This is a genomic window from Mesorhizobium sp. M1169, assembly GCF_040318345.1.
GTDB lineage: Bacteria > Pseudomonadota > Alphaproteobacteria > Rhizobiales > Rhizobiaceae > Mesorhizobium.
The window spans coordinates 14,313-40,806 of sequence record NZ_JAMYME010000018.1; the positions used below are offsets into that span (position 1 = coordinate 14,313).

Sequence of the window (26,494 nt, forward strand, 5' to 3'; positions counted from 1 at the left end):
GAGTCATCATGACCAATCTGAAACTCGGCAAACTTCCGGATCGGACACCTTCGAAGATCACCATAAGCGTAAGTGCAGACCTGAACCAAGCACTGCAGGACTATGCGGCGCTTTATCGTCAGACCTATGGCGAGTCCGAATCGGTAGCGGAACTGATCCCGTTCATGCTGGCGGAGTTCCTGGAGAGCGATCGAGCGTTTGCCAAGGCCAGAAAGGAAGGGCTCCCTGTCGTCGACAAGTCAGAGAAATCGCGGCGGCAGCCAATTTCAGGGTCCGAATAAGTCACAGCGACCAGTGAGTCCGAGGGGGCACCTTTCTAGGCGGGCGAATGCATTGAAGCAACTTGCCGGCGGCAAGCCGAAACATAGGGCACAATAGTCGAGCTGATCTGCCCCGAACCAATGCCGGCTCTGCGCCTCATGTCGGTCACCCCGTCGACGTCAGACGTGCACTGATAGTGTTGAAAAAGTCCGGCGCACCGCAAATCGCCATCGATATTAGAATCCAGTTCCACCCCGGCGCATTGCATGGAATCAGGATTCAATTTTGGGGTCTCTGCGGAACGCCATGCTACGAAAGTGCCACGGGCGACCGCGACGCGGACTTTTTCAACAAATATCCACTGAAAGCAGACATGATGCCGCAGACACGACACGTGAGCTTGTGGCGTGATCGTGATGCCGATCAGGCCTAGGTAGATCATGATATTGCAACTTACTGGGCTTCGACGGGCGGGGCGTTGGGCCGATAACCTCGCGGCTCCGCTGCTCTCTCCCGACTAGATGAGGCAAGTCACAGCTATGAGCCGCAGCAGGCGAGAAGTTATTCTTCGAAGAAACTTTATGGTTGCAAGTTTCTCGCGATATTCACATGATCAGCCTTGGCTCTAAAAGGTAGAAAACGCTGCCCGCCGAGGAATCGTCTTTTAGCCTAAAATGAAGCCTGACGTGCCGACACCGAATCACTTGGAGTAGATCATGCGAAACGTCGCGCGGGCACCAAGTCCGCCAGCGGCCTTGGGGGGCTCGCTCGCTACGGAGAGACGTCAATCCTTTCTCCGTTATCTTCAGTTGGATCCGATGAAACGCGAACAGACCCGCGTTCCGATCATGCAGCTCGAGTCACGGGAGATCATGCGCGATCTCTCGCACATGTTCCTGGGAAAGTGCGCGTTCTGCGAACAGGCTTCGAAAAGCATGTTCCTGCACCGCTTCAGGCCGATGAACGATGCCGAGCCAACGATCGGCAGCGAGGAGGACGGGCGGGCACGCGATGCCCATCTCTACTACGGCTGGCTGTCGGATGCCTGGATCAATCTCTATCCGAGCTGCGGGGACTGCAGGCCGAAACGAACCAATTACTTCCCGGTCGACGGACAGAGGACGCCTATCCCGACGCCGGAAGAATATGCCCGGTTTGTCGAGAAAGGCGACGGGACGTGGCCGGACATGGTCCTCAACGAGGCACCGCTCCTGGTCGATCCCTGTGCCGACGACATTGCCCGCCATCTCGTCCCGCGGAAAGACGGATCGATGGAAGCTGCAAGTCCACAGGGCGAGGAAACCATCAAGCATTTCCGGCTCAATCGGACGCGATTGAGAACCAGACGAAAGCAGGCCTTCGACGATTATGCAAAACTTGAAGGCGATGGGCCGAACGACACCAATGAATTCGTAGGCCTCTGGCGGATACTCAGGCGCCAGGTCGATGCCAGCGACGCGGAAATTGTGCGGATTGCCGCTTCTGCGAATATCGTCGAGGAAGACGACATAGCGGGAGCACCCCCCCGCCTCAAGGAAATCCGGCTGACGAACTTCAAGGCCATTGAGACGCTGTCGATCAAACTGCCTGCTGCACCAGACTCGACCGAACGCATGGCGCAGGCATTGTTGATCCTTGGCGAAAACGCTGCTGGCAAGAGCTCCATCCTAGAGGCGATCGCGCTTGCCCTCATCGGCACCGACGCGCGCCCCGACCTGGTGGAAGAACCGGGTAGCCTAAGGCTCAACCCCAGCTTCATGGGTGCCGAGGACCTGCCGCAAAGGCGATCGGCCAAGGTTCGCCTTCAGTTCGACAATGGACAGGTCTCGACACTCACGGTCGGTGTCAAGGGCTATTCTCAAATCGGCGAGAACCGATTGCCCTTGGTCTTCGGCTACGGCGCCTACCGTCATTATGTGCGCGACCTGCATGACTGGAAACCGTCACGACCGGTGCTCAGCCTGTTCCATACCGACAGCCTGCTCAGCAATCCGGAGCACTGGCTTCTCGGGTTGCCGCCGACCGAGTACCGGGCCGTCGTCCAGGCCTTGGGAGTGATCTTCGGGGCGGCCGAAGAGATCGAAGTCATCCATCGAGACGAGGCCAAGAGGCGATGCTTCGTTGAGATGCAGATTGATGCGTCCGGCAAGAAGAGCAGGACCCCGCTCTCAAACGTCTCGTCGGGCTTCCGTACCATTCTCGCATTGTCCTGCGACATCCTGCGATGGCTCATGGATCGCGACATCAATCCGAACTTCACAACGCTGACCTCGGCGGAAGGGATCGTGCTGATCGACGAGGTCGAGGCCCATCTCCATCCGCGCTGGAAGATCCACATCATGAAGGGCCTGCGCACTGCATTGCCGTCGATGACCTTCATCGTCACGACGCATGATCCGTTGTGCCTCAGGGGAATGCGCGACGGTGAAGTGGTGGTGTTGAGCAAGGTCGCCAGGCAGCTAGGCAGCGGCCAGATCCCGCTCATGGTCGACAGCCTCACCCAGTTGCCGAAGGTGTCGGCGCTGACCATCGAGCAGCTCCTGACCTCGGACCTGTTCAGCCTGTTTTCCACCGACGACCCCGAGATCGAGGCAAGCCTCGCAAGGCTTGGCGACTATCTCGCAAGAAAGGACGGGAGTGCGCCGGACCAGGACGTCAGAACTGCGATGGACGCGATCCGCAGGCAGGTAGTGGATGCCCTTCCGGTCGGCATGAGCGAGGCTGCCCGCCTCGTGCAGGAGGCCGTTGCCGACTACCTCGTCAAGCGGCGCAACCTTGCCGGCCGGCCACGCGAGGTCCTGCGCGATGAAACGAAGAGGCGGATCCTGGCCGTCCTGGAGGGCATCTGATGCGGCGCGTCGATCGGACCCTGGTTTCGGCGCCGGCTGTTCTTGTCGGTGAGAAAAGCCGCGGCGGCAAGGAACTGGCAAAGGCGAAGATCTTCTTCGCGGCGCAGGCAAAGGCACAAGCTGTGACAGCGGCCGCCGGCGCTGCGGCTCCAGGTGCGAAAACCAGGAAAAAGAAGGACAAGACGTTCAGTTTCAGCGCCTATTCCGACGAAGCAGTCAAATACGCGCTCGACAAGCTGTTCTTCGGCAAATGCGCTTATTGCGAAAGCCGGTATGCCAACCAAGCGCCGGTCGATGTCGAACATTACCGGCCAAAGGGACGCATCGCCCGAGTTGCCAATCATCCCGGCTACTGGTGGCTTGCCATGGTGTGGGACAACCTGCTGCCAAGTTGCATCGATTGCAATCGGCGGCGCTGGCAGGACTTGCCGAGATTCCCCGAGAGTCTCGCGCAACTGCTGGCGGCTCCTGAAATGCAAGGTGTCAAGGCATCGCTTGGCAAGCAGGATTTGTTTCCGATCGCCGGTGCAGCCAGGGCGACGGCGGACTTTCCCGGTATCGACGAGCAGCCCGACCTGATCAACCCCTGCGTTGACGTTCCGGAAGAGCACTTGGTGTTTCACATTGACCGTGGCGACCCTCTCGGCCTCGTCCTTCCGACCTTCAAGGACAACGTCCCTTCCAGGCGTGGCCTGACATCGATCCATGTCTACGGCCTGAACCGGCTCGGATTGGTTCAGGAGAGAACACGGGTCCTGCGCAAGCTAGATTTCCTGAGCCGGTTGATCGACGAGATCGGCAAGATTTCGGAGACGCTGCTTGCCAGCCTTGATCAGCAGACCAAGACCATGGGCGCGCGGCTCGACCTGCTGGTCAACCAAATCCTCGACGAAATCCGCACGATGGCGGAGCCGGGCCAACCCTATTCGAGCCTCGTGAAGGCCTGGTCGGACACGCTTAAAATCAATTGAGGTAGATGGGACATGAGCGCGCCTGAACTGAGCTGCGACCTCGTCATGAAGGGCGGGATCACAAGTGGGGTTGTCTACCCGAAGGCCGTCGTGAAACTTTCGCGCAAGTACCGCTTCCGCAATATCGGCGGTACGTCGGCCGGCGCGATTGCCGCGGTGGTCACTGCCGCCGCCGAATTCGGTCGCGCCGAAGGCGGATTTGAAAAGATCGAGGCGCTCCCAAAGCAGCTGTCAGCGACGCTCTTGGAGAAATTCCAGCCTCGCCAGGAGCTTCGCCCGGTCTTCAATCTAGTGCTGGCGGCGATGTCGAAAAGTATCGCGGGCACGGTCTTCGCGCTTTTGAAGGGCTACCCGGTGCCAGCCCTTTTTGGTGCCATCCCTGCGATCATAATCGCCATCATGATCCCGTTCACCTGGCATTCCCTGCCAGCGGCGCTGCTCGTTGTCTTGCTGTTCCTGTTTCTGCTCCTTCTTCTGCCGGCCGCCACAGCGGCTTTGGTCGCCGCCCGCGATGTCGCCCGCAGGCTCCCGCAGGCCGATTACGGCCTCTGCAACGGAATGACCCAACCTTATATGACGGCCGGCCATCCCGCCCTGACGGAGTGGCTAGCCGACACGATAGATCTCGTCGCCGGGCGTTCGGCCACCGGGGCACCGCTTGGGGTCAAGGATCTTCAATCCCGCCAGATCAAGGTGCAAACGGTAACCACCGATATCACCTCGCATCGCCCCTACGTGCTGCCGATGGAGAATAACCTTCATCTCTTTTCCGAGCGGGAGTTCCGTTCGCTTTTTCCTGCTCGCGTCGTCGACGCGATGCTGACGACGCCAAAGGAGGGGTCAAGCGACCTCTATCCGTTCAAGATCGACAATCTTCCGCTAGTGGTCCTCGCACGTATGAGCCTCAGCTTCCCGGCACTGATCTCGGCGGTGCCGCTCTACAGGATCGACTATACGCTGGTCGGCGTCCCCGAACAGGACAGGTTGGTGCGCTGCATGTTCTCCGACGGAGGGCTGTCGTCAAATTTTCCGGTACATTTCTTCGACCGCTTCCTGCCGTCGCGCCCGACCTTTGGCATCTCTCTCGGCGAATATGACCGCCGGCGGGAGAAGCCGGAAAGCACCGGGGAAACCCGCGTATTTCTTCCGACAAAGGCGGGACAGGGGCAACTCCTGCCAACGCAAGGCTTTTCCGGCCTGATCGCCTTCGTGTTCGCCCTGTTTGACAGCGCCAAGGACTGGCAGGATTCCCTCCAGTCGATCCTCGCCGGCTATCGCGAACGGATCGTGACGGTCGACCTCAAACCGGAGGAGGGCGGCCTCAACCTGGATATGCCACCCGCCCGCATAGACCAGCTCACCGGCTTCGGCGAACGTGCCGGCGACCTCATCACAAACGATTTCGAACTCAACGAGCACAAGTGGCGTCGGTATCTAGTCGAAGTCCGCGCGCTCGACGAGATGCTGCGCCAATTCGCCGATGCCTACGCAGAAGAACCCGAACCGGGCTCGCTTGGATACGCAGAGATCGCAACCAGCTACGAACCGTCATCCTACAAGGATCTCTCGGTAAGCGAACGGCAGATCTTGCGAGAACGAGCGGAGGCGATCGCCGCTCTTGGAAAAGCGTTTCAGAAGCAACAGCGTCTGGAAAGCTTCGACGATCATATGCCGAAGAGCCGCAGCCGGATCCGCTCTGTTGCCCGGATGGACTATTGACCGCGACAATCGCAGCCGGACCGCGAAGATGTCTGATCGACAAAGGTCAAGACGTCGCGGTTGTTTCAAACTCATCGATCCCCGTGCGGTGTCTATGTTCATCATATCGAACCGCCATGTGCCGGGGGATACTTGTTTAGAGGTGCAGCGGTCCAAAATTTATTGGCATCGCATCCGGCAGAATGCGGCGAAAAAAAGCATGATCTCGTGACGACAGGGTGGCAGGGAAAACCTCACAATCGACAAAATGCCTCCCGGCCGGTTGATACGGCATTTCGCTGGTTGTTGAAGGCGATATTGGTGAGACGATGATCGGAATATTCTTCTCGTGGCAGAGCGATGTCGCGCCAAACAAAGTTGATGGCAGGCAGGCCCACCACTATGACTGTCATCGACTTACGTGGCGACCATGACGTCGGGGGTTCATCAGGACTGCAGGTTTTGCTTCAACCAATCTTGGGGCACCAGGGATCCTCCCTCCCACCAGTCGTGCTTGAGGTGGTCTGTGAAACGCGAGTCGTTCTCGAATTTCGCGTGGTCGGTGACGATAATCTGCATCTGGCCATTAAGTTTTTCGACGACGTCGAAAAGCCACTCGTAGATTTTGCGGACCTCCATCCAGTCATTGTCCTCTGTCTCCCCGTTAGCTGAAGGGAAATAGACCTGTGACGGCTGATCGAGGATCAAAAAGTTAGGTACGGGCCGCTTGTTCGAGGCAAACCATTCGTGGAGAGCCAGATGGCCGAGCAAGTGATACCAGACCCAGTTCCGTCCGCTGCCAAAGCGCGAAAACGGAATCGTCTCGTCTGCAGTCTCGCTGACAAGCCTCGGCCCGCGGAGATCAAATGTCAGAAAACCGTTCGCGTATTCGAGACGTTGCTCGCGAGCCCAGCGGGTGATCTGCTGCCCGATACCGCCGAGGAAGGTCGCGGTCTTCGCACGTACGTCTGACAGGTTAGTCTCTGATTCGAGTTCTTCGATGTCCGTGACCAAGGAGGCCCTCTCAAGTTCCATCGCGACACGTGTCTCGTCGTCGTCGACCGATATGAGCCTGCGGAACATGTCGATCATGCCAGAAAGCCGGGCAACTTCGTGTTTCTGCTCCAATAGCGACTTGATGGAGTCTTCCTCGACCTTCAAGCGTTGAACCTCGCGCCTAAGCGAAGCGATTTCCGACGTGAGATTGGTAACGGCGGCACGGTGCTTTGAGAGTTGTTCCCGGACATCGATCTTGTCCGAATTCACCATCGCAAGTTCGACGGCAAGCGTTTCCAAAGATTGCTTCATATCCGCTACAGCCGGCGTGACACCCTCTAGCCAGCTTTCACAAACCGGGCATTGCTTGGAATCGTGGTCATCTGCGAGGAGATGCAACGCCGTCAAACGTCGCCGCTGCTCGTTGAGCGCGCTATCGACGACGTTTTGGTCGTTCTCAAAACGCTCCAGAGCGTCAATCTCTTTTTTGAGATCTGACCTTTCACGAGTCTTATTCAGTAGCTCAGTATTCATCTGCTTGAGGACGTCAACGTCCTGACCGTCCGCTAATTGGCTACCGGCGAAAAGAGTGGTTTGGAGGGCCGAAGAAACTCTCTCGAGTATCTGTGCCGTCGACCTCCTAGCTGGGATGTCGGATGTCGCAATCAAACCCAGCCGGGTGCTTTCCGCCACAATTGATACGAGTTCCGTGTCACGATTGGCGGCGATCGATACGCCGCGTTCAAGCGCACGCTCGACCTCTCGCAGTCTCTTCCGCTTATTGCGGAGTTCGGCTTGCTTTTCGATGATGGCAGGGGAGATTGCCCCGAGGTAGTATGGCAACGTATCTCTTATCGTCTGAGCGAGTTCGCTTTGACGATGGAAATACAGGTCCGGGTTGGCGATCTCATTCTGCTTTTGGAAGCTGTAGATAAGACCTGACCGGAAGGTAAGCTTTTGTCGGTCAGCCGTGCCGTCGGCCCGAGGAAGAAGTGTGACTCCCACGCCTAGAAGCGATCCGATCTTTTCTACAAGATCATCCCGACGAGCATTCGGCTTCAAATCACTCATAGGCGGCGTTTCGTGGTCCGGGTTTGGCCGCACGAAGAACTCATTGCTCGCCGTCCTCCCTACGGGGACGCTACGGCGGGCCACGAATAACCTTTCCGCACCAAAATCCAGTTTCAAGGCGAACCATGACACGGCATTCGAGATCACACCTGCCGGGATCTCGAAACGCGATGCTCCAAGACAGTAATCGACGACGCTTAGCATTGCAGACTTTCCCCGACCGCTTGGGCCAGTGAGGATGTTCACGCGACCTAGGTCGAACGAGATTTCGTTGATCCTGCCGTCAAGGGAGTAAAGGACCACGCTCTGGATTTGCATTATGGTTTTACTCCTACCTGTTGGTAGATTTCTCTGTCGTCTCCTACCTTCGCGAACCACTTCCCGACAAATGCGGCCGCCTTCTGGTCGTCATCAAGGGTTTTGTCCGACTTCAAGATCGGAGGCCCCTTGGTGGCCGCAATCAGGCGGCCGTTCTCAGTCGAGACCCAGTTCGAGCGGAGCGACGTCAAAACGGCCTCCTTGACCTGCGGAACAAGGGACTGCGTAGATGAGATCAGGTCGGTTCGAAGTTCTGGGTGATCCCTCAGCCACTTCGAAAATCGGGTAGCGATAGTGCGGGGAAGGGCATTCCGGATATCGGGATGCAAGGCTATGGCGATGCCGGGAAACGCAAGGGCCAGCGACATGCCCCCATTAGTAACGCTATAGCCTTTGGCCATGCTATACACGAGGACGCCGAGATAGCCCGGATTAAAATAGTTGGCGAAATCTGTCTGCCGATCGTTCCAGGGAGCAAACGCCATATTATTCGTCCGGCTTGAATTTCGCGGTCCAGTGAGGGTGCCAACCGATCACTGGTTCGTTCGCCATGAGGTGTAAGACGCCGCGCCGTAGATAATCGAGCTCGACGTCCTTGAGCTTTGCCTGACTTCCCGAGAGTGAGCCGCTTAGAGCGGTTCGGCCGAGCTTTTCTAGCTCAAATTCTACGCCGTCCCGGCCAAGGCAAGCGTCTGCGTCAGGTTCGATCGCACCGAATTTCGCTGCCCAGTGACCGTAAAGCTGATCCTTGAACTCTTGTAATTCCTTTGGCTGCAGCCGCAGGCTCTCAATCCAGCGCTTTATGTGCCCATCAGCCTTGTAGACATCAAGTAGCGCCCCGGCGACCGCCGTCTTGTCCGGAGCGTGCCCGATAGCCATCAATTGCCGAACGAACAGCCTCTGCAACAGGCGAGCCTTTTGGTCGGCGTTCGGGTCCGTGATGTCTTCGAATATAGGCAAGCTCGACACGACATACTGGGAAACCAAATCCGTAATTTTCTCTTGGAGCAGCTCTTTACTGATCGGCACTTTCTCTTTCGTTCTGAGGCGCTCGATCAAAACCCAGTACCACCAGCCAACCAGCGACTGCGCCAAGCGCTCCAGATTTCCGGTCGTAGCACCCGTCAGGCTTAATCGCTTGACGATCTTCTGGCGAAGGCTCTCGATAACCGCCACTCCCGGCACTATGGTCATGTTTCCAATCAGCACGTCGCGGGCGGCTTCTGGTAATGCCAAGAAAGGCTCGACGTTCTTCTTCATGCTACCCGTCGTTCCGGCCTCTATCTCCTTCGCGATCTGCATGAGAAGGCCTTTAGCAGCCTTTACGTGCCTCGTTCCTCCCGTGATTCCCTTGGGCGCTAGATAATCCACAAGCATCGCAGAGGACGAGGGCTGGGCAGTGGTGAGCAAAAAGAACGCGGTTTTGCTTGGATCGACAGCGTCGTCCCTGACGAGAGAGGACCAGATGCGGATCGTTTTCCACAAATCCGCACTTTTGTCGGTGAAGGCCTTTGCCTTGGCGGGGTCGTGGTGTTTCAGCTGCAAAAGCTCAAACGCCTCGTCCTTCCCTCCGACGACCACGTCGTCGAAGGTTTCCACCATGAAGCCTTCCGCGGGATCATCCGTATCCAGGGCTCGAAATAGCGCATACTCACATTGGTAGACATATCCCACCAAGGAGTCTGCTGCAGAAAAACTCTCTATCCCAGACAATCGCTACCTGCCACCCAAGTCGAATCGACCTTGTCATCAGCTTGGCGATCTCTCGCGGCAATTGCAATTTCAAGCCGATATTTCTGGAGTGTTTCCCATAGGAAAAACAGGTGGTTTCAATCCTATTTGAATTGCGCAGCAAAAGGTGCTCCGACAACCGGCTGCGCCCCGCGAAATACATTACATTGACAGGCCACTGATTTCTCATCCGCAAGATGGGCACCTCCTCCCTGAAGGCGCTTTTGGTAAAATCTTCAGGAACACAGGGCCAAATTAGCTGGATTCCGACAACGGACGAACACTTAGGTCCGATCCAAGGTCTTGGCGGTGGGTAGCTATCGGTATCTTGGTGAGCTCCGCGATTGCCACCATGAGAAAGGGTGCACTGGCGAGCGTCAAATCCATTGCAGTGACAGACTCGCTTGCAGAAAACGCTTGTACGCCTAATGCTACACCTGTCGTAAGACCAATCGCTGCGGCCGCAATCTCTAGGCCCAGGCACCACGGTAGGTCCACTGGCCATAGCTTGCCAGCTTTTGACTCATCACAGTCTGCATTTTACTCGCCCCCCCGACAGGGCAACATCACGCCTTGATCGCCTGCCAGCATACACTTAACGGTTTTGAAAGTCTTAGTTAAGGCGTCTTCTCTCTATTGTCGGAATAACTTTTTCTGCCCTTCAGATATAGAATACCTCGTCAAAAAATGGGGTTAGCAGACCGCGTCGCCCATGCATGGTCTTCGTTGGATCGGTGTAAGCGGAAAGCCGAACAGGCCGTAGCGCGCTTACTCCGTTACATTTCAGCTAGCAGAGTGTTTCGCATGGGATCCCATCCTTGTCGCGATCGAGTTTTCCGCCCCATGAGCAGTTTTGCAGGTACCAGTTGGCTTCGTCGCAGGAACCGATCTGCTTGCACGTTCTCCGCGGCTCGCAAGAATAGCCGCTCTGCGCGACCAGCTTACGGCTGATGATGCCCAGTGGGCGGCTCGACGGCGCCGCGCCGTCGGCGTGCGCAGCGCGCCATTCCCAGGGTGCCTGAAACGTCCCGGCCCACAGGCCGATCTTTGAGGCTTGGGCTTGCGCCTGCTGCCCCGCATAGGCGCCCTGGCTGTAGTGAGGCCAATCCAGCGCCTGGCCGTGCTGGACCATCCAGGCGGCCACGCCCGCGCCGTCGGCGCGCCGACAATCGCCGACAAAGCGGTGGTAGCGATCCCACGTCACGAATGTGCATTCGAGCGGCCTCGACGCGGCCAGGAAAGTGTCCAGCGCTTCGGCCGATCGCCGGCCGCAAGGATACTCGGCGCCATTCGCATCGCGGCACAGCTGTCGGCTCTCTGGCGCGTCGATGCCGTTGAAGCGGACGCGCTGGCCGTGGATTTCGATCGTATCGCCGTCAATGACGGATGCGACACCGGTAAGCAAGGCGGGCGCCGCCCTTCGTGGGCTGGCCTTTGATGCATCGTCGCTGCGTTGCGCGCCCGACGGCGCCAGGAAGGCAGCCACTGCCGCCGCTGCCGTAAGACTGAGCATTGCCGGCACGCTCGCAAGTTGGCGCCGCCACAGCTTGGCACCGGTGGGTCTCTGCCACCGATTGGATCGATATTTGCGGTATGGCCTGCTCATCCGCTACGCCGACCAGCCCGGCCATGCGCTGTCGACCATGGGCAGGCCGGCGCAATAGTAATCGTCAACGAACCGCCCGGTGGACCGGTCGCGGCAGCGCCAAATAACGCTGTAGTTCTGGCCATAGAATTGGTCCCACGCGACGCCATAGATTTGTGGTGGCGGTGGCCGGTAATATGTTCCGCCTCCATAGCCGTTGTTGGCAGCGACACCCACAGCTGCGCCGCCGACAGCCGCGACCGCTATTCCTGTCGCGACAGCATTGTCGGTTTTCACAAGCCTGGTGCACTTCTCTGCTGTTGCGCGCCTGCGCACTAGAAGCGCCGCTACCCGACTACGATACTGTTCGTCCGTGCTGCTGGCGAGAACGTGACATAGCGCAACGGTATTCATTGCCGTGAGATCGCTGTCCGACACGACAGTGCTCGTAGAGCAGCCGCTGACGCACAGGGCTGCACTTGCGATGAGTGCTCCAATTTTCATGTGAATTCCCCCAAACAAATATTGGGGCGAGTCCGACCTAGAAGTCCAGAGTTTTGTTTTTCACATTGCTACGATTCACAGCATGCTGCGGCTAGCTGGCATCCACTGCAACCAACTCTTCCGCCGGTCGTTGACTGATGCTGGGTTGATCTCAGCCACTCCAGAACTTGCCCGCTGGCTCAAAACCGGCGGGCTTTTTTTCCGCGACGCCGGAAGGCTCTATCTCGCCGCATGTTGTGGTACATCGGCACGCCGTCATCGGGCCGTGCCGTTGACCAAGGTGGTCCCTCCGCCATGGTCGGCCGGCGCAGCCTTGACCGTCCGCGCGGGCAGCGGCTTTTTATTTGATCCCCGGCGCCGTCGGCTTGGATCTAGATCCTCGCCAGTGCCGGATTTGAAGGTAAGCTGCGGCGGTATGATCGCACTTCGCGCGGGACGGACCATTGGTGTGCACCAAGAGCGCCGAGTTCATTCGGCCAAGATTCTGCACTAGGCCGAGGTAGGTGAAGGCAGATAGCTATCCGGTAATCGCTGAGATATTGGAGATAATGTTCCCCCATGGAGGTGTGTACCAGTATTATAAGTTTCCAAACTTCATGTACGAACGCCGTGGACGAGCTGCTGTGTGCGCTTGCCGTAAATCGCTTCCGCGAGTTCACAGTCGGAGGTTGGCTATGACCCTAACGCGAGAGCTTCAACGGCCCCCTTCGCGATGAACTCCTCAACGAGACGCGGTTCACGTCCCTGGCCCAGGCCCGCGCGAGGCTCAATGTATGGCGCGCCGATTACAACGGCGCGCGTCCGCACTCGCACATCGGATGGCAGACACCCAACGAATGTGCATCGACCTTCAACCCGCGACGGTCGCTCGCGCTGCGCAACGTGAAACGCTCCGCGCCAGCACCCGTCGCGTCCACTGGCCATCAGGGCAAATCCACCCGCGGAAACGAACTCAAGACTGGATAAAATTTGGGGGAAACGTCAGGGCGGCCATAACTTTGCAGTCTTCAGACGCGAGGCGGCCTACAACAGCGCTGCCCACCATGCTTGTGGCCCGCGACCCACACGGCTTTTCCCTTCAGATCGTACATTATGCTTCCTTCATGATTACCGATGTCTGCATGACCTTGAGGTCTTCCCGCACCATTTCCGCGGCGAGCTCGCGCACGGATGTCTCATGCACCCAGCCGAGCTTCTCCTTCGCCTTGGTGGCATCGCCCAGGAGAAGATCGACTTCCGTGGGGCGGAAGTAGCGTGGGTCTACCTGGACTAGGCATCTGCCGGTCTCGACATCATAGCCCTTTTCGTCGACTCCCTCACCACGCCATTCGAGCTCGACGCCGACATCTTTGAAAACCCATTCGACGAATTGGCGGACAGGGGTCGTCTTGCCCGTCGCCAGCACGTAATCATCCGGTTGATCCTGCTGCATCATCATCCACATACCACGCACGTACTCACGCGCATGGCCCCAATCGCGTTGAGCATCGAGATTGCCGAGATAAAGCTTGTCCTGCTTGCCGAGGTAGATAGCAGCGGCGGCGCGGGTGATCTTGCGCGTCACAAAAGTTTCGCCGCGCAGTGGGCTTTCATGATTGAAGAGAATGCCGTTGGAAGCATGGATACCATAGGCCTCGCGATAGTTGACCACGATCCAGTAGGCGTAGAGCTTGGCGGCGGCGTAAGGGCTGCGCGGATAAAAGGGCGTTGTTTCGTTCTGCGGTACGGATTGCACGAGGCCGTAGAGCTCTGAAGTCGAGGCCTGATAGAAGCGGGTCTTGTCCTTCAGACCGAGAAGGCGGATCGCCTCAAGAAGTCGCAATGTTCCGATACCGTCGGCGTTTGCTGTGTATTCCGGCGTTTCGAACGACACCTGGACATGGCTCTGAGCGGCCAAGTTGTAAATCTCGTCTGGCTGGGATTCCTGAACTACTCGGATGAGATTAGTCGCATCAGTGAGGTCACCGTAATGCAAAATTAAGCGCGGATCGGGATCGTGCGGGTCTTGGTAGATGTCTTCGATGCGACCCGTGTTGAAGGAAGAGGAACGTCGCTTAATCCCATGAACGACGTAGCCTTTTTCCAGCAGAAGACGCGTGAGATAGGCACCATCCTGTCCCGTTATGCCCGTAACCAGAGCAACTTTCCTGTTCTCGCCCATTTTCTTCCTGCTCTATGGTAGTTGAAGTTTCGAATCTGGCTCGCCACACCGGCGGCCCGCCTCATACCCTATGGTAGGATTTCGACAGATGCGGCGCGGAGCTCGTCATTGACAGTGTCAGCCAGCGAGCACACTTGCTCCTGCTTCGAGGCATAGCAAAACAGAGTCTCGCCGCTAACCTGCCTAAGTCGCACATGCGGCCTGAGTGCCGAACTCACCCGATTTGCTCATCAATCAGCGAGTTAGGACGCCCTTCTGGGATTCTACATCCGTTCTCAAGCACGCACAGTCGGTTTCCCAGCCGCTCCGCTTCTTCCACGAAGTGGGTGGCCAGTGGAATCGTATTGCCCTGCGCCAACAGGGCACGTAGCAGTTCCCAGATAAAATGGCGAGCATGTGGGTCCAACCCACACTAGAACTCCACCATCCCTCTTTTGCGCTGACCAAGTAATCTTTGCCTGCTTCAGCGTCTTCTAATGGAAATTGTTTGATCAGTGAAATCGATTGTTTGGATGAGGTGCATCCACAAAATGGATTGTTTGACAGGGCAGCGCGGCACCATCGGCGGCACAAAGTCGTGGGCGCGAGGTTTCGCTCCGCGCGAAGACAAAGTTCGTGGCAGTCGGGGCTTGGGCGAACCGCACATCTGAGACGGCGGCGAAAAGCCGGGTAGGGCATTACGTATTGACCTCCAAGGAATTTCGGGCGCGCTAGCCCGAAAACGGTGGCTGGGCTTCAACGATGGGCGGGACGAGGCGACCATCAAACTGTGATTCATACTGTAGGCGATCGCAGTGCGGCGAATTTGAACGGCCGCCTTTGCCAGCCCTCGCCATCGCATCCGGCTACAGGTGCCGAAGATCTTCTCGATCCGAGTACAAATTCTGTGGATCGGTTGGTTCCAGGCGTCGAGCTTTCGGCCTCGTCGCGCCCCCACATAGCGGTTGCGACGATGCGCGGCCTTCCACCCTTGGCGCGCACCGCGTCGCCGAGATGATTGCCTCGGTAGGCGCTGTCGGCAAACACTTCGCCGGGATTGTCGGGCAGAGCATCAGGAACGGCGTTGCCGTCCTCGGTGTGGGCGCCGTGACGGCGATCTCCTCGACAAGGGCCGTATCGGCGTAGGCACCGAAATGGGCTTTGAAGCAATGAAACGCTGGTCGGCGCTTGTACTTGACCCAATGGCCCTCTTCATCATCTTCGCTGGCCGAGGCGATGATCGCCGCATCGACAGGCGTGCCGATCTTCACCTGGATCGCTGAACTGGCGGGTGATCTCGGCGAACAACAGGGTCATGAACCTCAAGGGCCTGTCGAAAACGGACGAGAGCGGGTTCGCACAGGTGTCCGCTCTGACACCGAGAACCCGCAGAACCGTCGGAACGATCCTCCACATGGCTGCAGACGCCAAAATTCCTCTCCCGGCCATCGTCGCACAGCATCGCGTGCCAGTCGCTCAGTCCAGCCGGCTCGAAAGCTATCCGGCAGGAGTTGCGCCATGTTGGCGCACTTGAAAGCGTCAGAGGGCGCCGTGTCGCATCTTTCGATGGGACCGGACGCCATGATGGCCATAAATGACGTGGATGGCCTGCGCCTGACATTCGACGGCTGGCGGGTCCTGCACATCCGTCCTTCAGGAAACGCCCGCAAATGACATGTTACGTTGAGGCAGTTAAGAATTGGACTTGAAAAAGGGACTTTGTGGACTGCCTCGACCGGCTGTTTCGCTTAGCAAAGCGCGGCCCCACGTCAGCAGAGGCTCATGGTCAAGGAACGCCTTAGTATCCATCACATGGATGGGCCACATTCACGCAATCAATTTTACACATGTCGCCGGGCGCATTAGAGAACGCTGAATTTAAACCGGAAGCGAGTGTACCCGGCGTCAAGATTTGCGAGCGTCACAGAGATAAGGATAGGCAGTGCTGAGGAGCTCTTCTGCCCCACGCGCAGCCTCTACCAAATCGCCCGGCGTAACGGTCGACTAGTATCGATTAAGAGATCCCAAGTCAGATGCAACCTCGTCTCTGAAACGAGATTTCCGAAAATGCAGGTCAGTGGATTGGTAAAGCGCAGGTTCGTCGTCTCTCAGAGGCGTACGGGGTTCGGTGATTGTCTGTGGTCGCTGGCGGCCGCTTGGCGCTACGCTCAGCGGTCGGGACGAACGCTAGCCGTCGACTGGCGCGGGTCCTGCTATCTCGACCAACCCTTCACAAATGCCTTTCCGGTGTTCTTCCAACCGATCAATGACATCGCTGGCGTACCGGCTATTTGCGACGACCGGATCAACGACTTTTCCTTCCCGGGTCCATTCTTCCCGGAGTGGTGGAATAGGCCAGCGATCGACTGCCTTTACCGCCCAGATGAGCAGATTTTCCAAGAGCGCGACGAGTTGGGCGAGCTCTTTCAGGCCGAACACGATGTCGAAGCGAACACAGTAGTGTGTGACGCTTGCTTGATGTGGCGCTGCGATGAGGATGCCGAGCGGCAGGTCTTCCAGAGTGTCAAGCCTCGGTCTGAAATTCAAACACGCATAGATGCCATTTACCAAGAATGTTTTGAGGGGCACAGCATCATCGGGGTTCATGTTCGACATGGTAACGGTGAAGACATCATGGACCATGCGCCCTACTGGGCCGATCCGGAGTTCGCCGTTCGACAAGTGTGCACTGCGGTTGATAAGGCTAAAGCGTTGCCGCACCCCAAGCCTGTGCGGCTGTTCTTGTGCACGGACAGCGCGCAAATCCTGGATCATCTGTCGGCCAAGTTTCCCGATCTTCTGACCGTCCCCAAGCATTTCCGATCCGATCAAGACGGCCCCTTACACACTGCAGCACTTGGGATGGACGGCGCAATTTCCGCCCTCGTTGAGATGTATCTTCTCGGGCGCTGCGATACTGTAGTTCGGTTTCCTCCGACGAGCGCCTTTACACGATATGCACGCCTTTTCGTACCGCGGGTAATTGAGTTCGATCTGAAGGACCCAAGTCGTTTGATTTTGATAGAAGGCAGCCAAAGAGTCTCTCATCTTGATTAAGACCGCTACCTGGGCAATTCGGCAAATGGAACGAACAGGCATAGAGACATCGACCGCAATCCACGAGAGGCGGGCCATGGCATACGCTAAATGTCCCGCAGCTGCTCAGCTTGATCCGCAGGCTTGAGGATCCGGACACACTGCAGCAGTTCTTGGCTCCATTCGGCACTGTTGCCGACGTCGATGAAACCAACGGCCTTAGGGCACGAATACAGAATGACGAGATCATTCATCTGCGGCCGTCCGGCAACGCGCCAGAACTTCGCTGTTACTCGGAGCGCCGCAAGACCATCCTAGAGCGACGGCGGTCGTGACGCTGACGCTAAGGGCGCGGGCAATGACGTCCAGAGACGAAATCGAGGTTGTTTAATGAAAGTGGTTCCCGTCATCATCAGCGGTGGAGCCGGATCGCGGCTATGGCCCGCTTCGAGGCAATCGCACCCCAAACCTTTCCTTAAAGTAGCAGATGGACATTCTCTCATTCAGCACACTGTGCTGCGCGTCGGTTCGATAAAGGGCGTAGTGGAACTCGTCGCCGTGACATCTGGGGAACACCTCTTCCTTACCAAGGACGAGTTCGACGAACTAGATTCCGTGGTCCTGCCACGCACCTTTTTGCTCGAGCCTGAAGGCCGGGATACGGCCGCAGCCGTTGCGGCAGCCGCCATCCATGCCAAGGCAACGCAAGGCCCTGACGCGATTCTATGCGTCTTCCCAGCCGATCACATGGTTGGCAACCTGCCTGCATTTTTAGACGTCATGTGCCGGGCCATCGAACATGCGAAGCTCGGGCGGATCGCCACATTGGGCATCACCCCAACCAGACCGGACACGGCATTCGGCTATATCGAAGCGGATGGTGAGAAAGTCGTCCGTTTCGTTGAAAAACCGGATCTGGACACAGCCAAAGCCTATGTCGCGTCCAAGCGCTTCTTCTGGAACGCCGGCATTTTCTGCTTTAGCGCACAAACCATGCTCGACGAGATGGCATCGCATTGCCCCGCGGTGATCCAGGCCGCCTCCGACAGCTACGAGAACGGGCGCTTCAGTCAAGGCGAAGGCTTTGCCAAAATCGAACTCGCGCCTGAGCATTTCGGCTCCGCCCCGCGAATCTCGCTCGACCACGCTGTCATGGAGAAGACGAACAAACTTGCCGTGGTTGCCTGCGACATGGATTGGAACGACATCGGATCCTGGAACGCAATGGCCGATTTGATCGCCCCCGACGAAAGCGGGAACAGGATACGCGGCGATGTGCATATGGTCGACACGACCGGCAGCTATGTGAGCTCCGACAAGCGCGTCATCGGCACGGTCGGTGTCAGCGATCTGGTGATCGTCGATTCCCCGGACGCTTTGCTTGTCGCATCCCGCGACCGCGTTCAGGACGTCAAGAAGCTGTTCGAGGGCCTCAAGGCTTCAGGACATCAAGCTCACCTGGTCCATAGCACGGTACACCGGCCGTGGGGTACCTACACGGTTCTTGAGGAAGGCGAGCGCTTCAAGATCAAACGCATCGAGGTGAAGCCCGGTCGGCGGCTGAGCCTGCAGATGCACTATCATCGTTCGGAGCACTGGGTCGTGGTCAGCGGCTCCGCGAAAATCGTCAATGGCGAGCAGGAGTTGTTCCTGGCGACAAACCAATCAGCCTACATCCCCTGCGGCCATAAGCATCGGCTGGAGAACCCAGGCAGAATTGACCTGGTGATCATTGAAGTGCAGAGCGGCGATTATCTCGGCGAGGATGATATCGTTCGCTTCGACGACGTATATGGTCGAACGTAGATTTCACCCGCATGACGAGAACGGTCAACGTGTCGCTGACTAATTACCACTAGGAAGGCCGTCTGCCCACTCAGGACCGGATGCTTGTGGAATCGGGAATTGACCAAGGCAGCGGCGAATGACCGCAATCGGCATCAGGGTGGGACAAATCAACCGGAAAAGACCGGAGAGCATAGTAACGCAACACAGTCCCACTGTCGAATAGCCTTTGATATTTCTGACTTTCCAAGCACCCTCAGGGCCCACCAAAATTATATCAATGGCTTATGGCCGACTTCGCTCTGAAGTGGGCCAAATCGACCTCGCTATCCCCGCAGCACTCAGTTCGATTGTTTTCTCATGAAAACGAGCAAGGACCGGGGGAGGGCGATCTTGTGCTGGCTTCTATGTCCAATCTTGCTCCTGTTCGTCGTCAGGTTGTGTGCAGCCACATAGCGCGGCTATCGCGAGGCTGGAAGGCCTCCGATCGATAGGTGCGGCGAACGGCGGCAACGAGGTGCGAATAGGATAGCTGAGCGTATGATCGAGAATACCGCAGTTGCGGTCTAGCGCGAAATGCAGCGTCTGTGACTCATCGGTCATTGCAGCGGGAAATCATGACCCTAAGCCGCCCTTCATCAGCCCACCAGCGCCCAGAAGAAGGCGAAGATCCGTCACAATGCCTACCTGTACCAAGGCTTCAAGCAGTTCACCGCGAATGTGAAGACCGCCAGCCATTGCTTCTTCATTTTCGGCCATTCGCTCGCTACGAATGACGACCACATCCTTAACCGCATAGCGCGTGGCAAGTTTCTGGCATCTATGGTGAACCAGCATCCGCGGATAACCAGCGGATCATGAACCACGCGAACGAGCTAGCGGTGCAGCGCAACGAAAAACGGCCGCTTGATGTCGTCTTTTATGATGCTGCTACAGTTCATGTCTGGGGTTTAGGCTTAGAAGCGGAATGACTGCCAACCAGGTCATCGAGCCGGAAACTGACCGGCCGGTCGGCCCAAAAATGACATTCAGTTGCCTCCAGCCTTTCGACACGAGCCACTTCACGATCTCGCGATTGCCAGCTAGCGGCTTGTTGCTCGAGCTGCGCGATCCTAGTCTGTGGTCGCTATGCCTCAGCAAGAAGAGTCCGGTTCCTAGCCGGGCGGAGGCGCAACGAGATAGCCAGCTCAGGACAAGGAGAGCAAGCCATGGTCGCTTTTACCCTCAATGGCGAGGCGCGAACACTCGACGTCGATCCAGAGATGCCGCTGCTCTGGGCGATCCGTGACGGCATCGGACTCACAGGAACGAAATTCGGTTGCGGCCTTGCCCAGTGCGGCGCTTGCACGGTTCACGTTAACGGCATGCCGACGCGCTCGTGCCAGACCGCAGTCGGCGACATCGAAGGAGCCTCGATCACCACCATTGAGGGCGTGTCGGGCAAGATCGGCGAAACGGTCCAGGCCGTGTGGGCCGAGTTCGACGTACCTCAATGCGGCTATTGCCAGTCTGGCCAGATCATGTCGGCCGTGGCCCTCCTGACAGAGACGCCGAAGCCGACGGACGATGATATTGATTCGGCGATGAGCGGCAATCTCTGCCGCTGCGCCACCTATCATCGCATCCGCGCGGCCATCCACGAGACCGCCAACCGGCTGGAGACTTGAGGCATGTTGCAGTTTCTCCCGAAGCATAATGCCGTGGGGCCCACGCGCCGCCAGTTCCTCCTCGGCACGGCCGTCACCACCGCGGGCCTCGCCGTGGGCTACCGGCTAATGATGGCCGCGCCCGCCAACGCACAAACGCCTGCAGCGGTCCAGGCGAACCCCTTCCAAACCTATGTCGAGATCACACCGGAGAACCGAATCGTCATCCACTCGTCGCAGTTCGAGATGGGACAAGGCTCCTATTTCGGCATCGCCACCCTGGTTATGGAAGAGCTCGACGGCGCCTGGGCGCAGGTCCACGTGGTCGGCGGATATGGCAATACCGCGCTCTACGGCAATCTCGCCTGGGGCGGGGCCGCGCAGGGAACCGGTGGCTCCACGTCGATGAGCTCGTCGTGGGAGCGCTACCGCAAGGCGGGTGCTGCCGCACGGGCCATGCTGGTGGCGGCCGCGGCGCAGCGGTGGGACGTGCCAGCCGGCGAGATCACAGTGGCTTCCGGGGTCGTGTCGCACGCCTCAGGGATGCAGGCGCGCTTCGGTGACCTGGCTGAAGCCGCAGCGGGAATGCCGGTTCCCGACGACGTGCCGCTAAAGCCGCGCGACAAGTGGGCCCAGATCGGATCGGACAGCCTCAAGCGCTACGATTCCGCCGGCAAGACCAATGGCGCGCAGACCTACACGATCGACCTCAAGATGGATGGACTCAATACGGCCGTTATGATCCATCCGCCGAAGTTCGGCGCTGAGATCGAGAGCTTCGACGCCTCCAAGGCCAAGGCACTCGACGGCATTGTCGATGTCGTCCAGACGCCGCGCGGCATTGCCGTGGTCGGCAGGGACATGTGGACGGCGCTCAAGGGCCGCGATCTCGTGGAGGTGACCTGGAACGAAGAGAAGGCCGAAAGGCGCGGCACGGCCGAGATCATGGCCGAATACACTAAGGCAGCAGACGATCCGGGCGCGGCCACCGCGCGCGACGACGGTAACACTCCCGCAGCGTTGGCCAGTGCTGAGAAAGTCATCCAAGGGCACTACGAATTCCCCTATCTTGTCCATGCTTCGATCGAGCCACTCAACGCGGCCGCCCGAATCAACGAAAACGGCACCATCGACGTCTGGGGCGGACACCAGATGCCCGACCTTTATCAGGCGGCTGCCGCTCAAGTAGGCGGCACCACGCCGGACAAGGTGACGCTGCACGTGATGAAGACCGGCGGCAGCTTCGGCCGCCGAGCGGTCTCGGACGCAGATCTCATTATCGAAGCTGTTTCCACAGCGCGTGCACTGGGACCCGGCAAGCCAGTGAAGGTGCAGTGGACCCGCGAGAACGACATGCGGGGTGGGCGGTACCGGCCGGCCTATGTGCACGCAGTCAAGGCGGGGCTCGACAAGGAAGGCAATGTCGTCGCTCTCCATGACCACATCGTGGGCCAATCGATCGCGGGCGGTTCGCCCTTTGCGGCGATGATCGAGAACGGCATCGATCCGACCTCCGTGGAGGGCGCCACCAACCTGCCCTATGCGATCCCGAACCTGAAGGTCGAGCTGACCACCACGGACGTGAACATCCCAGTGCTGTGGTGGCGTTCGGTAGGCTCCACCCACACCGCTTACGCAATGGAAACCCTGATTGATGAGCTCGCCGCCGCTGCGAACCGTGATCCGGTCGACTTCCGCTTGTCGATGCTCGGTCACCATTCACGGCATGCCGGCGTGCTGAAATTGGCTGCTGAGAAGGCAGGCTGGGACAAGCCTCTGCCGGAAGGCCATTTCCGCGGCGTGGCCCTGCATGAAAGCCTCTCGACCTATGTCGCCGAGGTGGTGGAGATCACCTTCAACGATGGAAATGATTTCAAAGTCGACCGCGTCGTCTGCGCGGTAGATTGCGGCACCGCGATAAATCCTGACCAGATCCGCGCTCAGATGGAGGGCGGTATCGGCTTCGGGCTAGGCGCGATCCTCCAGGAGGAGCTGACCCTGACGGGCGGTGTCGTAGACCAAGAGAACTACGACACCTATATGCCGCTCAGGATCGAGCAGATGCCGCGCGTCGAGGTGCACATTGTGCCGTCCGACGAGCCGCCCACGGGCGTTGGCGAGCCGGGTGTGCCGCCGATCGGCCCGGCCGTCGCCAACGCGCTACGGGCGGCGACGGGCAAGACGATCCGCAAGCTGCCGATCATAAAGAACTTGTCAGCATAGCCGGGAATGACACCATGAAAACGGCCGGATGAAGATCGCGGTCGTAGGTCGTTTTTGAACGCCTCCTGACAGGCGATCACCTCCATTCGCAATTTCCGGCGGCTGCCCGGTCCAATATCCGGTTTAGAGACGGTAACCCGTGTTCTGAACGACCGCAGACGGTCGTTGGTGCTGGTAGCACTAAAGAACCGCTTTCGAGACGCAAACGCCGCACGCAAATGTCTCGAAAGGGTCACGCTAGAGACTTTGTACCACCTAGTTGCATGTCTGCTATCGCTTTCTGGGCGCGAGAAGCGGCCGGTCCTCTGACGGCCCCATAACAGGACATTGATGTCTTCGCGCTGAGCGTCAGCAGTTGGCGCTACCGCGACCCTTCTCAGGAAGGCTGCACACCGACGCGATCTTCCTTTCGCCTTGCGCAAACCTCCCTTCCGAGTGAGGCGTTCAGTGCGTGGGCTTGGTGGACTGAGGCACTTCTGAGTGGGACAACAACATTGAAAAACATTGGAAAAGATTTGAATGCTCTGAAGTCCCACTGATCTCTTACCAATTGATTTTTATGGCTTTCTGAATACCCTCCGGGCCCACCATTATCGTTATCTTTCAATGATTTAGAGGCATTGTTGCACTTGGCTAGCCAAGTCAAGGCAGGCGAACCGCCGTCCATAGCGTTTGATTTTATTGACTTATGGTGGGCTCCGGAGGCCGCAGATGTGTTGCTAACCGGCGGTGGAGTGTCAGGATCGTTTATCAAGTGCTTGAACGACGCCGGCAGGGTGTTCGGAATGGAAATCCGCGCATAGTCCCGTCGCAATCAACCTCGAACTACTGTCTGGATGCTACATCGGCCATCGCCGCACCCCACCCTGCGGCGATCTCGTAGCCCATGCGTGAGAAGCCGAATTCGCGATCGAATGTGTTCGGCGCTTTGACACGCCAGTTCTTCATGACCTCGCCCGGGGAGGCCGCCAGCAGCGGTGACGACCAAGTCACGCTCGTCGGCGCGGAGTTCACGACGGCGATCATTTGGCGTAGCTGGGAACAGGCCGGCGACGTCAGGCAAGACCGTCCGGCTGCAGCTAGGAAGTTAATCGCAACCCACGGCGGACGGCTCCGTACGCGCGCGCGGCGTACGGCAAGCTGCTAGCCTCAATCTCCGGATGAGATCAGAGTCGCTCAGACCGGGTCTTCAGGATCTGGTACAGCACGTTTCGGATGCGCTGCCCAACGGTTAGCCGGTTGATCACGCCTTCGCCTCCTGTTCATCGCAGATGAATGGGCTGCGGTTCAGATGATCTGTGCCGCCAGCGCCACGCCGACCAACGACGTGCCGACGCCTGCCGTGCGGATGGCTCGCGGCCAGCGCCGAAGTGTCAGGGCGGCTAACGCGCCGGTCGCGTGAAGAGCCGAAGTAGCGACCACGAAGCCGACCGCATAAGCGATGCCGCTGGCCGTCTCGGGAATTTCGAGGCCATGGGCATTGCCGTGGAAGAGGGCGAAGAGAGCAGTCAGCGAGGCGGCCACAGCGAGCGGAAGCGGCTTGGCAAGCGCCATCATCGCGCCGAAGACCACCAGCGATAGCGTTATGCCGGTTTCCAGTGAGGGCAGGCCGATGCCGGCGATACCGAGCAGGGCGCCAGCGAGCATCGCCGAGACAAAGCACGACGGCACGATGATGATCCCCTTGCCGCCGGCGCGAGCGGCAATGATGCCTACAGCCATCATGGCAAGCAGGTGGTCCATACCGGTCAGCGGGTGCTGAAGGCCGTCTACAAACCCGTGGGCATGAAAACCGCCGCTATGGGCGAAGGCCAATGAGGGGATGAGGGTTGTGGCGGCTGCCAGGGCGAGTCTACCGAAGGATGAAAGCGTTCTGTTCATGGTTCTGGACCTGTTTGATAGGGGTGCGATCGGTTCAAGGCCGGTGCTCATTGTCCGGCCCCTGGCATGGTGAATTGTGCGGCGCCGGACCTGTCGGCCAGAAGTCGCGCCTCGCCGAAGTCAAGGGGCGTTTGTGCCTTGCCGTTATGGTAGACGAAGGCCAGGCGGCGCCGGCGCGACGTCAGTTTCGCGGGCAGCGGGTGATAGGTGACGCCGGCGCCACCAATCAGCGGCATGACGGCGCCGACATCGACCATGTCCTGCGTCTCGACGCGCAGAAGATGCAGCCGCACGCCGTCGGCGGTCTCGCCGACGAACGGAATCCCGGCGAGGCGCAGGAAACTGGACGGGTCGGGCGCCCGCGAAAACCCTTCGAGAAACGCGATCTCGACGAGATCGAGATCGGTCGCCCGCGCGTCGGCGGGTTCGGGCGCATGGTCGTGCGGTAGATGCGGTGTCTGCCATTGCAACGGCTTGCCGGCCGGCCCGTTGTGGCCGACGGGGTGGGGATGGTGATGATGACCGTTCGGCCCGTGATGGTGACCGTCGCCATGATCATGGCTGTGGTGGTGATGATCATCGTGCATGGTCAAAAGCTCGTCGGCTTGTCGATGATGGATCTGTGTTTGCCGAGATTGCCGTGCGCGACCATCGAGCCTAGCGCCTCGACGACAACCCGCACGCCAAACAGCGCCGTGATGTCTGACGTGTCGTAGGGCGGCGACACCTCGACCACTTCCAGTCCGCAGATGCCGGGCGCCGACACTAGCCCGAGCAGCTTCAGTGCCTCGCGCGGCAGGAAGCCACCGGGCTCCGGCCAGCCCGTACCCGGCACGAAACCGCAATCGATGCTGTCGACATCGAAGGAGATGTATACGGCGTCGGTGTCCTTCCATGCGAGCTCGAGCGCGATCTCGGCCGCCTTCTCCAGCCCCATCTGTTCGATATCGGAGATCGTCAGCACGTTGGTTCCGCGCTTTCTCGCCTCGGCCACGCCGTAACGGGGCACCTGCCAGCCGCCGATACCGAGCTGCACCAGATTGGTGGCCGAGACGTTCGGCAGGTTGGTCGCCCAATACCAGGGCGTCGTGTGCATACGTTCGTCGAGATCCTTTTCCTGGATGTCGATGTGGCGGTCGAAATGGATGATGCCGATTCGCTTGGAGGTCACGTCGGCGATACCGCGCACGCACGGAAACCCGATCGAATGGTCGCCGCCGAGCATGATCGGCAGCGCGCCGGACGAGGCGACATGGCTGACGCCCTTGGTGATCTGGTCGAAGCTCTTTTCGAGATTGGCGGGGATGGTGAAGACGTCGCCGGCGTCGCAAAGCGTCATCTGCTCGCGCAGGTCGACACCGAGCTCGTAATTGTAAGGGGTGTAAAGCGCCGAGATGCGGCGCATGCCTTGCGGCCCGAAGCGGGTTCCGGGCCGGTAAGTGGTGCCGCTGTCGAAAGGAATGCCCATGACGGCAGCGTCATATCTGCCGACATCGCGGACGTTCTCGACATAGGGCGCCTTGAGGAAGGTGTTGATGCCGGCGAAGTGCGGCAACTCGCCTCGCGCGAATGTCGGGATCGACTTGTCGATGATCGAATCCGATCCGGGCAGGCCCATGTCGAGTGCCCATTTCTGTTCCTTGCGCCAGCCGTCCTCGGGCAGCTTTCCTTCCGCCTCGATAGACTTCCAGCCCTGCATGTCGCGGATCTCGAAGTTCGGATGGTGGAAGCGTTGGCGTGGCTGGTGGTCGGTGAGCCCGGCGCGACGATGCCGGCGTTCTGGACTATCTCTGTGCATG

The 26,494-nt window shown here is 58.8% G+C and carries 22 protein-coding genes and 2 pseudogenes; 12 read left to right on the forward strand and 12 right to left on the reverse strand.

Annotated elements, in window-relative coordinates; translation table 11 throughout:
- Nucleotides 1–8: 8 nt before the first annotated feature.
- From NKH41_RS18625 to NKH41_RS18640, 4 genes are all read left to right on the forward strand, one after another.
- Nucleotides 9–281 (forward strand): DUF2274 domain-containing protein, encoded by a 273-nt coding sequence (locus NKH41_RS18625; RefSeq protein WP_352449738.1) that lies wholly within the window; start codon nucleotides 9–11, stop codon nucleotides 279–281.
- Nucleotides 282–1,079: 798 nt separating this feature from the next.
- Complete coding sequence (locus tag NKH41_RS18630) at nucleotides 1,080–3,110, forward strand: AAA family ATPase (protein WP_352690732.1); 2,031 nt, start codon at nucleotides 1,080–1,082, stop codon at nucleotides 3,108–3,110.
- Entirely contained in the window at nucleotides 3,110–4,081 is a 972-nt protein-coding gene (locus NKH41_RS18635; RefSeq protein ID WP_352449736.1) for an HNH endonuclease family protein, read from the forward strand. Before NKH41_RS18630 ends, NKH41_RS18635 begins: the two co-directional genes overlap by 1 nt.
- Nucleotides 4,082–4,093: 12 nt before the next feature.
- Nucleotides 4,094–5,800 carry a patatin-like phospholipase domain-containing protein gene (locus NKH41_RS18640; protein ID WP_352815105.1) on the forward strand — a complete coding sequence of 569 codons (1,707 nt, stop codon included), beginning with the start codon at nucleotides 4,094–4,096 and terminating at the stop codon, nucleotides 5,798–5,800.
- 426 nt (nucleotides 5,801–6,226) lie between these two features.
- Here NKH41_RS18640 and NKH41_RS18645 read toward each other — a convergent pair whose 3' ends face one another.
- From NKH41_RS18645 to NKH41_RS18665, 5 genes are all read right to left on the reverse strand, one after another.
- Nucleotides 6,227–8,164, reverse strand: coding sequence for a DUF3732 domain-containing protein (locus tag NKH41_RS18645; protein ID WP_352933274.1), 1,938 nt, complete (start codon nucleotides 8,162–8,164; stop codon nucleotides 6,227–6,229).
- Complete coding sequence (locus tag NKH41_RS18650) at nucleotides 8,164–8,649, reverse strand: three component ABC system middle component (RefSeq protein WP_352449733.1); 486 nt, start codon at nucleotides 8,647–8,649, stop codon at nucleotides 8,164–8,166. Before NKH41_RS18650 ends, NKH41_RS18645 begins: the two co-directional genes overlap by 1 nt.
- 1 nt (nucleotide 8,650) lies before the next feature.
- The gene (locus NKH41_RS18655) at nucleotides 8,651–9,838 is read right to left on the reverse strand and encodes an ABC-three component system protein (RefSeq protein WP_352541482.1); all 1,188 of its coding nucleotides are present in this window, start codon (nucleotides 9,836–9,838) and stop codon (nucleotides 8,651–8,653) included.
- 844 nt (nucleotides 9,839–10,682) lie between these two features.
- Nucleotides 10,683–11,381, reverse strand: a complete 699-nt coding sequence (locus NKH41_RS18660) for a thermonuclease family protein (protein WP_352810641.1) — start codon at nucleotides 11,379–11,381, stop codon at nucleotides 10,683–10,685.
- 123 nt (nucleotides 11,382–11,504) lie between these two features.
- The gene (locus tag NKH41_RS18665; RefSeq protein WP_352933278.1) at nucleotides 11,505–11,984 is read right to left on the reverse strand and encodes a hypothetical protein; all 480 of its coding nucleotides are present in this window, start codon (nucleotides 11,982–11,984) and stop codon (nucleotides 11,505–11,507) included.
- Nucleotides 11,985–12,671: 687 nt separating this feature from the next.
- Between NKH41_RS18665 and NKH41_RS18670 the strand changes: the two are divergent.
- A pseudogene (locus NKH41_RS18670) lies at nucleotides 12,672–12,950 on the forward strand (integrase core domain-containing protein); the annotation flags it as partial.
- Nucleotides 12,951–13,074: 124 nt separating this feature from the next.
- Here NKH41_RS18670 and gmd read toward each other — a convergent pair.
- The 3 genes and pseudogenes from gmd to NKH41_RS18685 all read right to left on the reverse strand — a co-directional run bounded on the left by gmd (nucleotide 13,075) and on the right by NKH41_RS18685 (nucleotide 15,395).
- The gene (gmd, locus tag NKH41_RS18675) at nucleotides 13,075–14,145 is read right to left on the reverse strand and encodes a GDP-mannose 4,6-dehydratase (protein ID WP_352479096.1); all 1,071 of its coding nucleotides are present in this window, start codon (nucleotides 14,143–14,145) and stop codon (nucleotides 13,075–13,077) included.
- A 131-nt stretch (nucleotides 14,146–14,276) separates the two neighbouring features.
- Nucleotides 14,277–14,554: pseudogene (locus NKH41_RS18680) on the reverse strand (nodulation factor ABC transporter ATP-binding protein NodI); the annotation flags it as partial.
- Between the two features lie 436 nt (nucleotides 14,555–14,990).
- On the reverse strand, nucleotides 14,991–15,395 hold the full coding sequence (locus NKH41_RS18685; RefSeq protein ID WP_352479097.1) for a hypothetical protein: 405 nt from the start codon (nucleotides 15,393–15,395) through the stop codon (nucleotides 14,991–14,993).
- Between the two features lie 247 nt (nucleotides 15,396–15,642).
- Here NKH41_RS18685 and NKH41_RS18690 point away from each other — a divergent pair, with 247 nt between their 5' ends.
- The 7 genes from NKH41_RS18690 (at nucleotide 15,643) to NKH41_RS18720 (ending at nucleotide 22,814) form a co-directional block, all read left to right on the forward strand.
- A complete protein-coding gene (locus NKH41_RS18690; protein ID WP_352483792.1) occupies nucleotides 15,643–15,798 on the forward strand; it encodes a hypothetical protein in 156 nt (51 codons plus the stop codon).
- 393 nt (nucleotides 15,799–16,191) lie between these two features.
- A complete protein-coding gene (locus tag NKH41_RS18695; RefSeq protein ID WP_352517223.1) occupies nucleotides 16,192–17,181 on the forward strand; it encodes a nodulation protein NodZ in 990 nt (329 codons plus the stop codon).
- A gap of 152 nt (nucleotides 17,182–17,333) precedes the next feature.
- Nucleotides 17,334–17,495 carry a hypothetical protein gene (locus NKH41_RS18700; protein WP_352479197.1) on the forward strand — a complete coding sequence of 54 codons (162 nt, stop codon included), beginning with the start codon at nucleotides 17,334–17,336 and terminating at the stop codon, nucleotides 17,493–17,495.
- 55 nt (nucleotides 17,496–17,550) lie between these two features.
- A complete protein-coding gene (locus tag NKH41_RS18705; RefSeq protein ID WP_352933281.1) occupies nucleotides 17,551–18,966 on the forward strand; it encodes a mannose-1-phosphate guanylyltransferase/mannose-6-phosphate isomerase in 1,416 nt (471 codons plus the stop codon).
- Nucleotides 18,967–19,632: 666 nt separating this feature from the next.
- Nucleotides 19,633–19,806, forward strand: a complete 174-nt coding sequence (locus NKH41_RS18710) for a hypothetical protein (protein ID WP_352479198.1) — start codon at nucleotides 19,633–19,635, stop codon at nucleotides 19,804–19,806.
- Between the two features lie 347 nt (nucleotides 19,807–20,153).
- The gene (locus NKH41_RS18715; protein ID WP_352467057.1) at nucleotides 20,154–20,612 is read left to right on the forward strand and encodes a (2Fe-2S)-binding protein; all 459 of its coding nucleotides are present in this window, start codon (nucleotides 20,154–20,156) and stop codon (nucleotides 20,610–20,612) included.
- A gap of 3 nt (nucleotides 20,613–20,615) precedes the next feature.
- Nucleotides 20,616–22,814: a xanthine dehydrogenase family protein molybdopterin-binding subunit gene (locus NKH41_RS18720; protein WP_352933283.1), complete on the forward strand. Its 2,199-nt coding sequence runs from the start codon at nucleotides 20,616–20,618 to the stop codon at nucleotides 22,812–22,814.
- 825 nt (nucleotides 22,815–23,639) lie between these two features.
- Here NKH41_RS18720 and NKH41_RS18725 read toward each other — a convergent pair.
- From NKH41_RS18725 to NKH41_RS18740, 4 genes are all read right to left on the reverse strand, one after another.
- Nucleotides 23,640–23,840 (reverse strand): hypothetical protein, encoded by a 201-nt coding sequence (locus NKH41_RS18725; protein ID WP_352769308.1) that lies wholly within the window; start codon nucleotides 23,838–23,840, stop codon nucleotides 23,640–23,642.
- Nucleotides 23,841–24,101: 261 nt separating this feature from the next.
- Nucleotides 24,102–24,695 carry a HupE/UreJ family protein gene (locus tag NKH41_RS18730; RefSeq protein WP_352474460.1) on the reverse strand — a complete coding sequence of 198 codons (594 nt, stop codon included), beginning with the start codon at nucleotides 24,693–24,695 and terminating at the stop codon, nucleotides 24,102–24,104.
- A gap of 47 nt (nucleotides 24,696–24,742) precedes the next feature.
- On the reverse strand, nucleotides 24,743–25,282 hold the full coding sequence (locus NKH41_RS18735) for a hypothetical protein (RefSeq protein WP_352474461.1): 540 nt from the start codon (nucleotides 25,280–25,282) through the stop codon (nucleotides 24,743–24,745).
- 2 nt (nucleotides 25,283–25,284) lie between these two features.
- Complete coding sequence (locus tag NKH41_RS18740) at nucleotides 25,285–26,493, reverse strand: agmatinase family protein (protein WP_352474462.1); 1,209 nt, start codon at nucleotides 26,491–26,493, stop codon at nucleotides 25,285–25,287.
- Nucleotide 26,494 lies beyond the last annotated feature (1 nt).

Bases quoted from the DNA above. Each gene is read 5' to 3' on its own strand.
- NKH41_RS18625 (WP_352449738.1), top strand. From the start codon at position 9: ATGACCAATCTGAAACTCGGCAAACTTCCGGATCGGACACCTTCGAAG.
- NKH41_RS18630 (WP_352690732.1), top strand. From the start codon at position 1,080: ATGAAACGCGAACAGACCCGCGTTCCGATCATGCAGCTCGAGTCACGG.
- NKH41_RS18635 (WP_352449736.1), top strand. From the start codon at position 3,110: ATGCGGCGCGTCGATCGGACCCTGGTTTCGGCGCCGGCTGTTCTTGTC.
- NKH41_RS18640 (WP_352815105.1), top strand. From the start codon at position 4,094: ATGAGCGCGCCTGAACTGAGCTGCGACCTCGTCATGAAGGGCGGGATC.
- NKH41_RS18645 (WP_352933274.1), bottom strand. From the start codon at position 8,164: ATGCAAATCCAGAGCGTGGTCCTTTACTCCCTTGACGGCAGGATCAAC.
- NKH41_RS18650 (WP_352449733.1), bottom strand. From the start codon at position 8,649: ATGGCGTTTGCTCCCTGGAACGATCGGCAGACAGATTTCGCCAACTAT.
- NKH41_RS18665 (WP_352933278.1), bottom strand. From the start codon at position 11,984: ATGAAAATTGGAGCACTCATCGCAAGTGCAGCCCTGTGCGTCAGCGGC.
- gmd (WP_352479096.1), bottom strand. From the start codon at position 14,145: ATGGGCGAGAACAGGAAAGTTGCTCTGGTTACGGGCATAACGGGACAG.
- NKH41_RS18690 (WP_352483792.1), top strand. From the start codon at position 15,643: ATGTTGGCGCACTTGAAAGCGTCAGAGGGCGCCGTGTCGCATCTTTCG.
- NKH41_RS18695 (WP_352517223.1), top strand. From the start codon at position 16,192: ATGCAGGTCAGTGGATTGGTAAAGCGCAGGTTCGTCGTCTCTCAGAGG.
- NKH41_RS18705 (WP_352933281.1), top strand. From the start codon at position 17,551: ATGAAAGTGGTTCCCGTCATCATCAGCGGTGGAGCCGGATCGCGGCTA.
- NKH41_RS18715 (WP_352467057.1), top strand. From the start codon at position 20,154: ATGGTCGCTTTTACCCTCAATGGCGAGGCGCGAACACTCGACGTCGAT.
- NKH41_RS18720 (WP_352933283.1), top strand. From the start codon at position 20,616: ATGTTGCAGTTTCTCCCGAAGCATAATGCCGTGGGGCCCACGCGCCGC.
- NKH41_RS18725 (WP_352769308.1), bottom strand. From the start codon at position 23,840: ATGATCGCCGTCGTGAACTCCGCGCCGACGAGCGTGACTTGGTCGTCA.
- NKH41_RS18730 (WP_352474460.1), bottom strand. From the start codon at position 24,695: ATGAACAGAACGCTTTCATCCTTCGGTAGACTCGCCCTGGCAGCCGCC.
- NKH41_RS18735 (WP_352474461.1), bottom strand. From the start codon at position 25,282: ATGCACGATGATCATCACCACCACAGCCATGATCATGGCGACGGTCAC.
- NKH41_RS18740 (WP_352474462.1), bottom strand. From the start codon at position 26,493: ATGCACAGAGATAGTCCAGAACGCCGGCATCGTCGCGCCGGGCTCACC.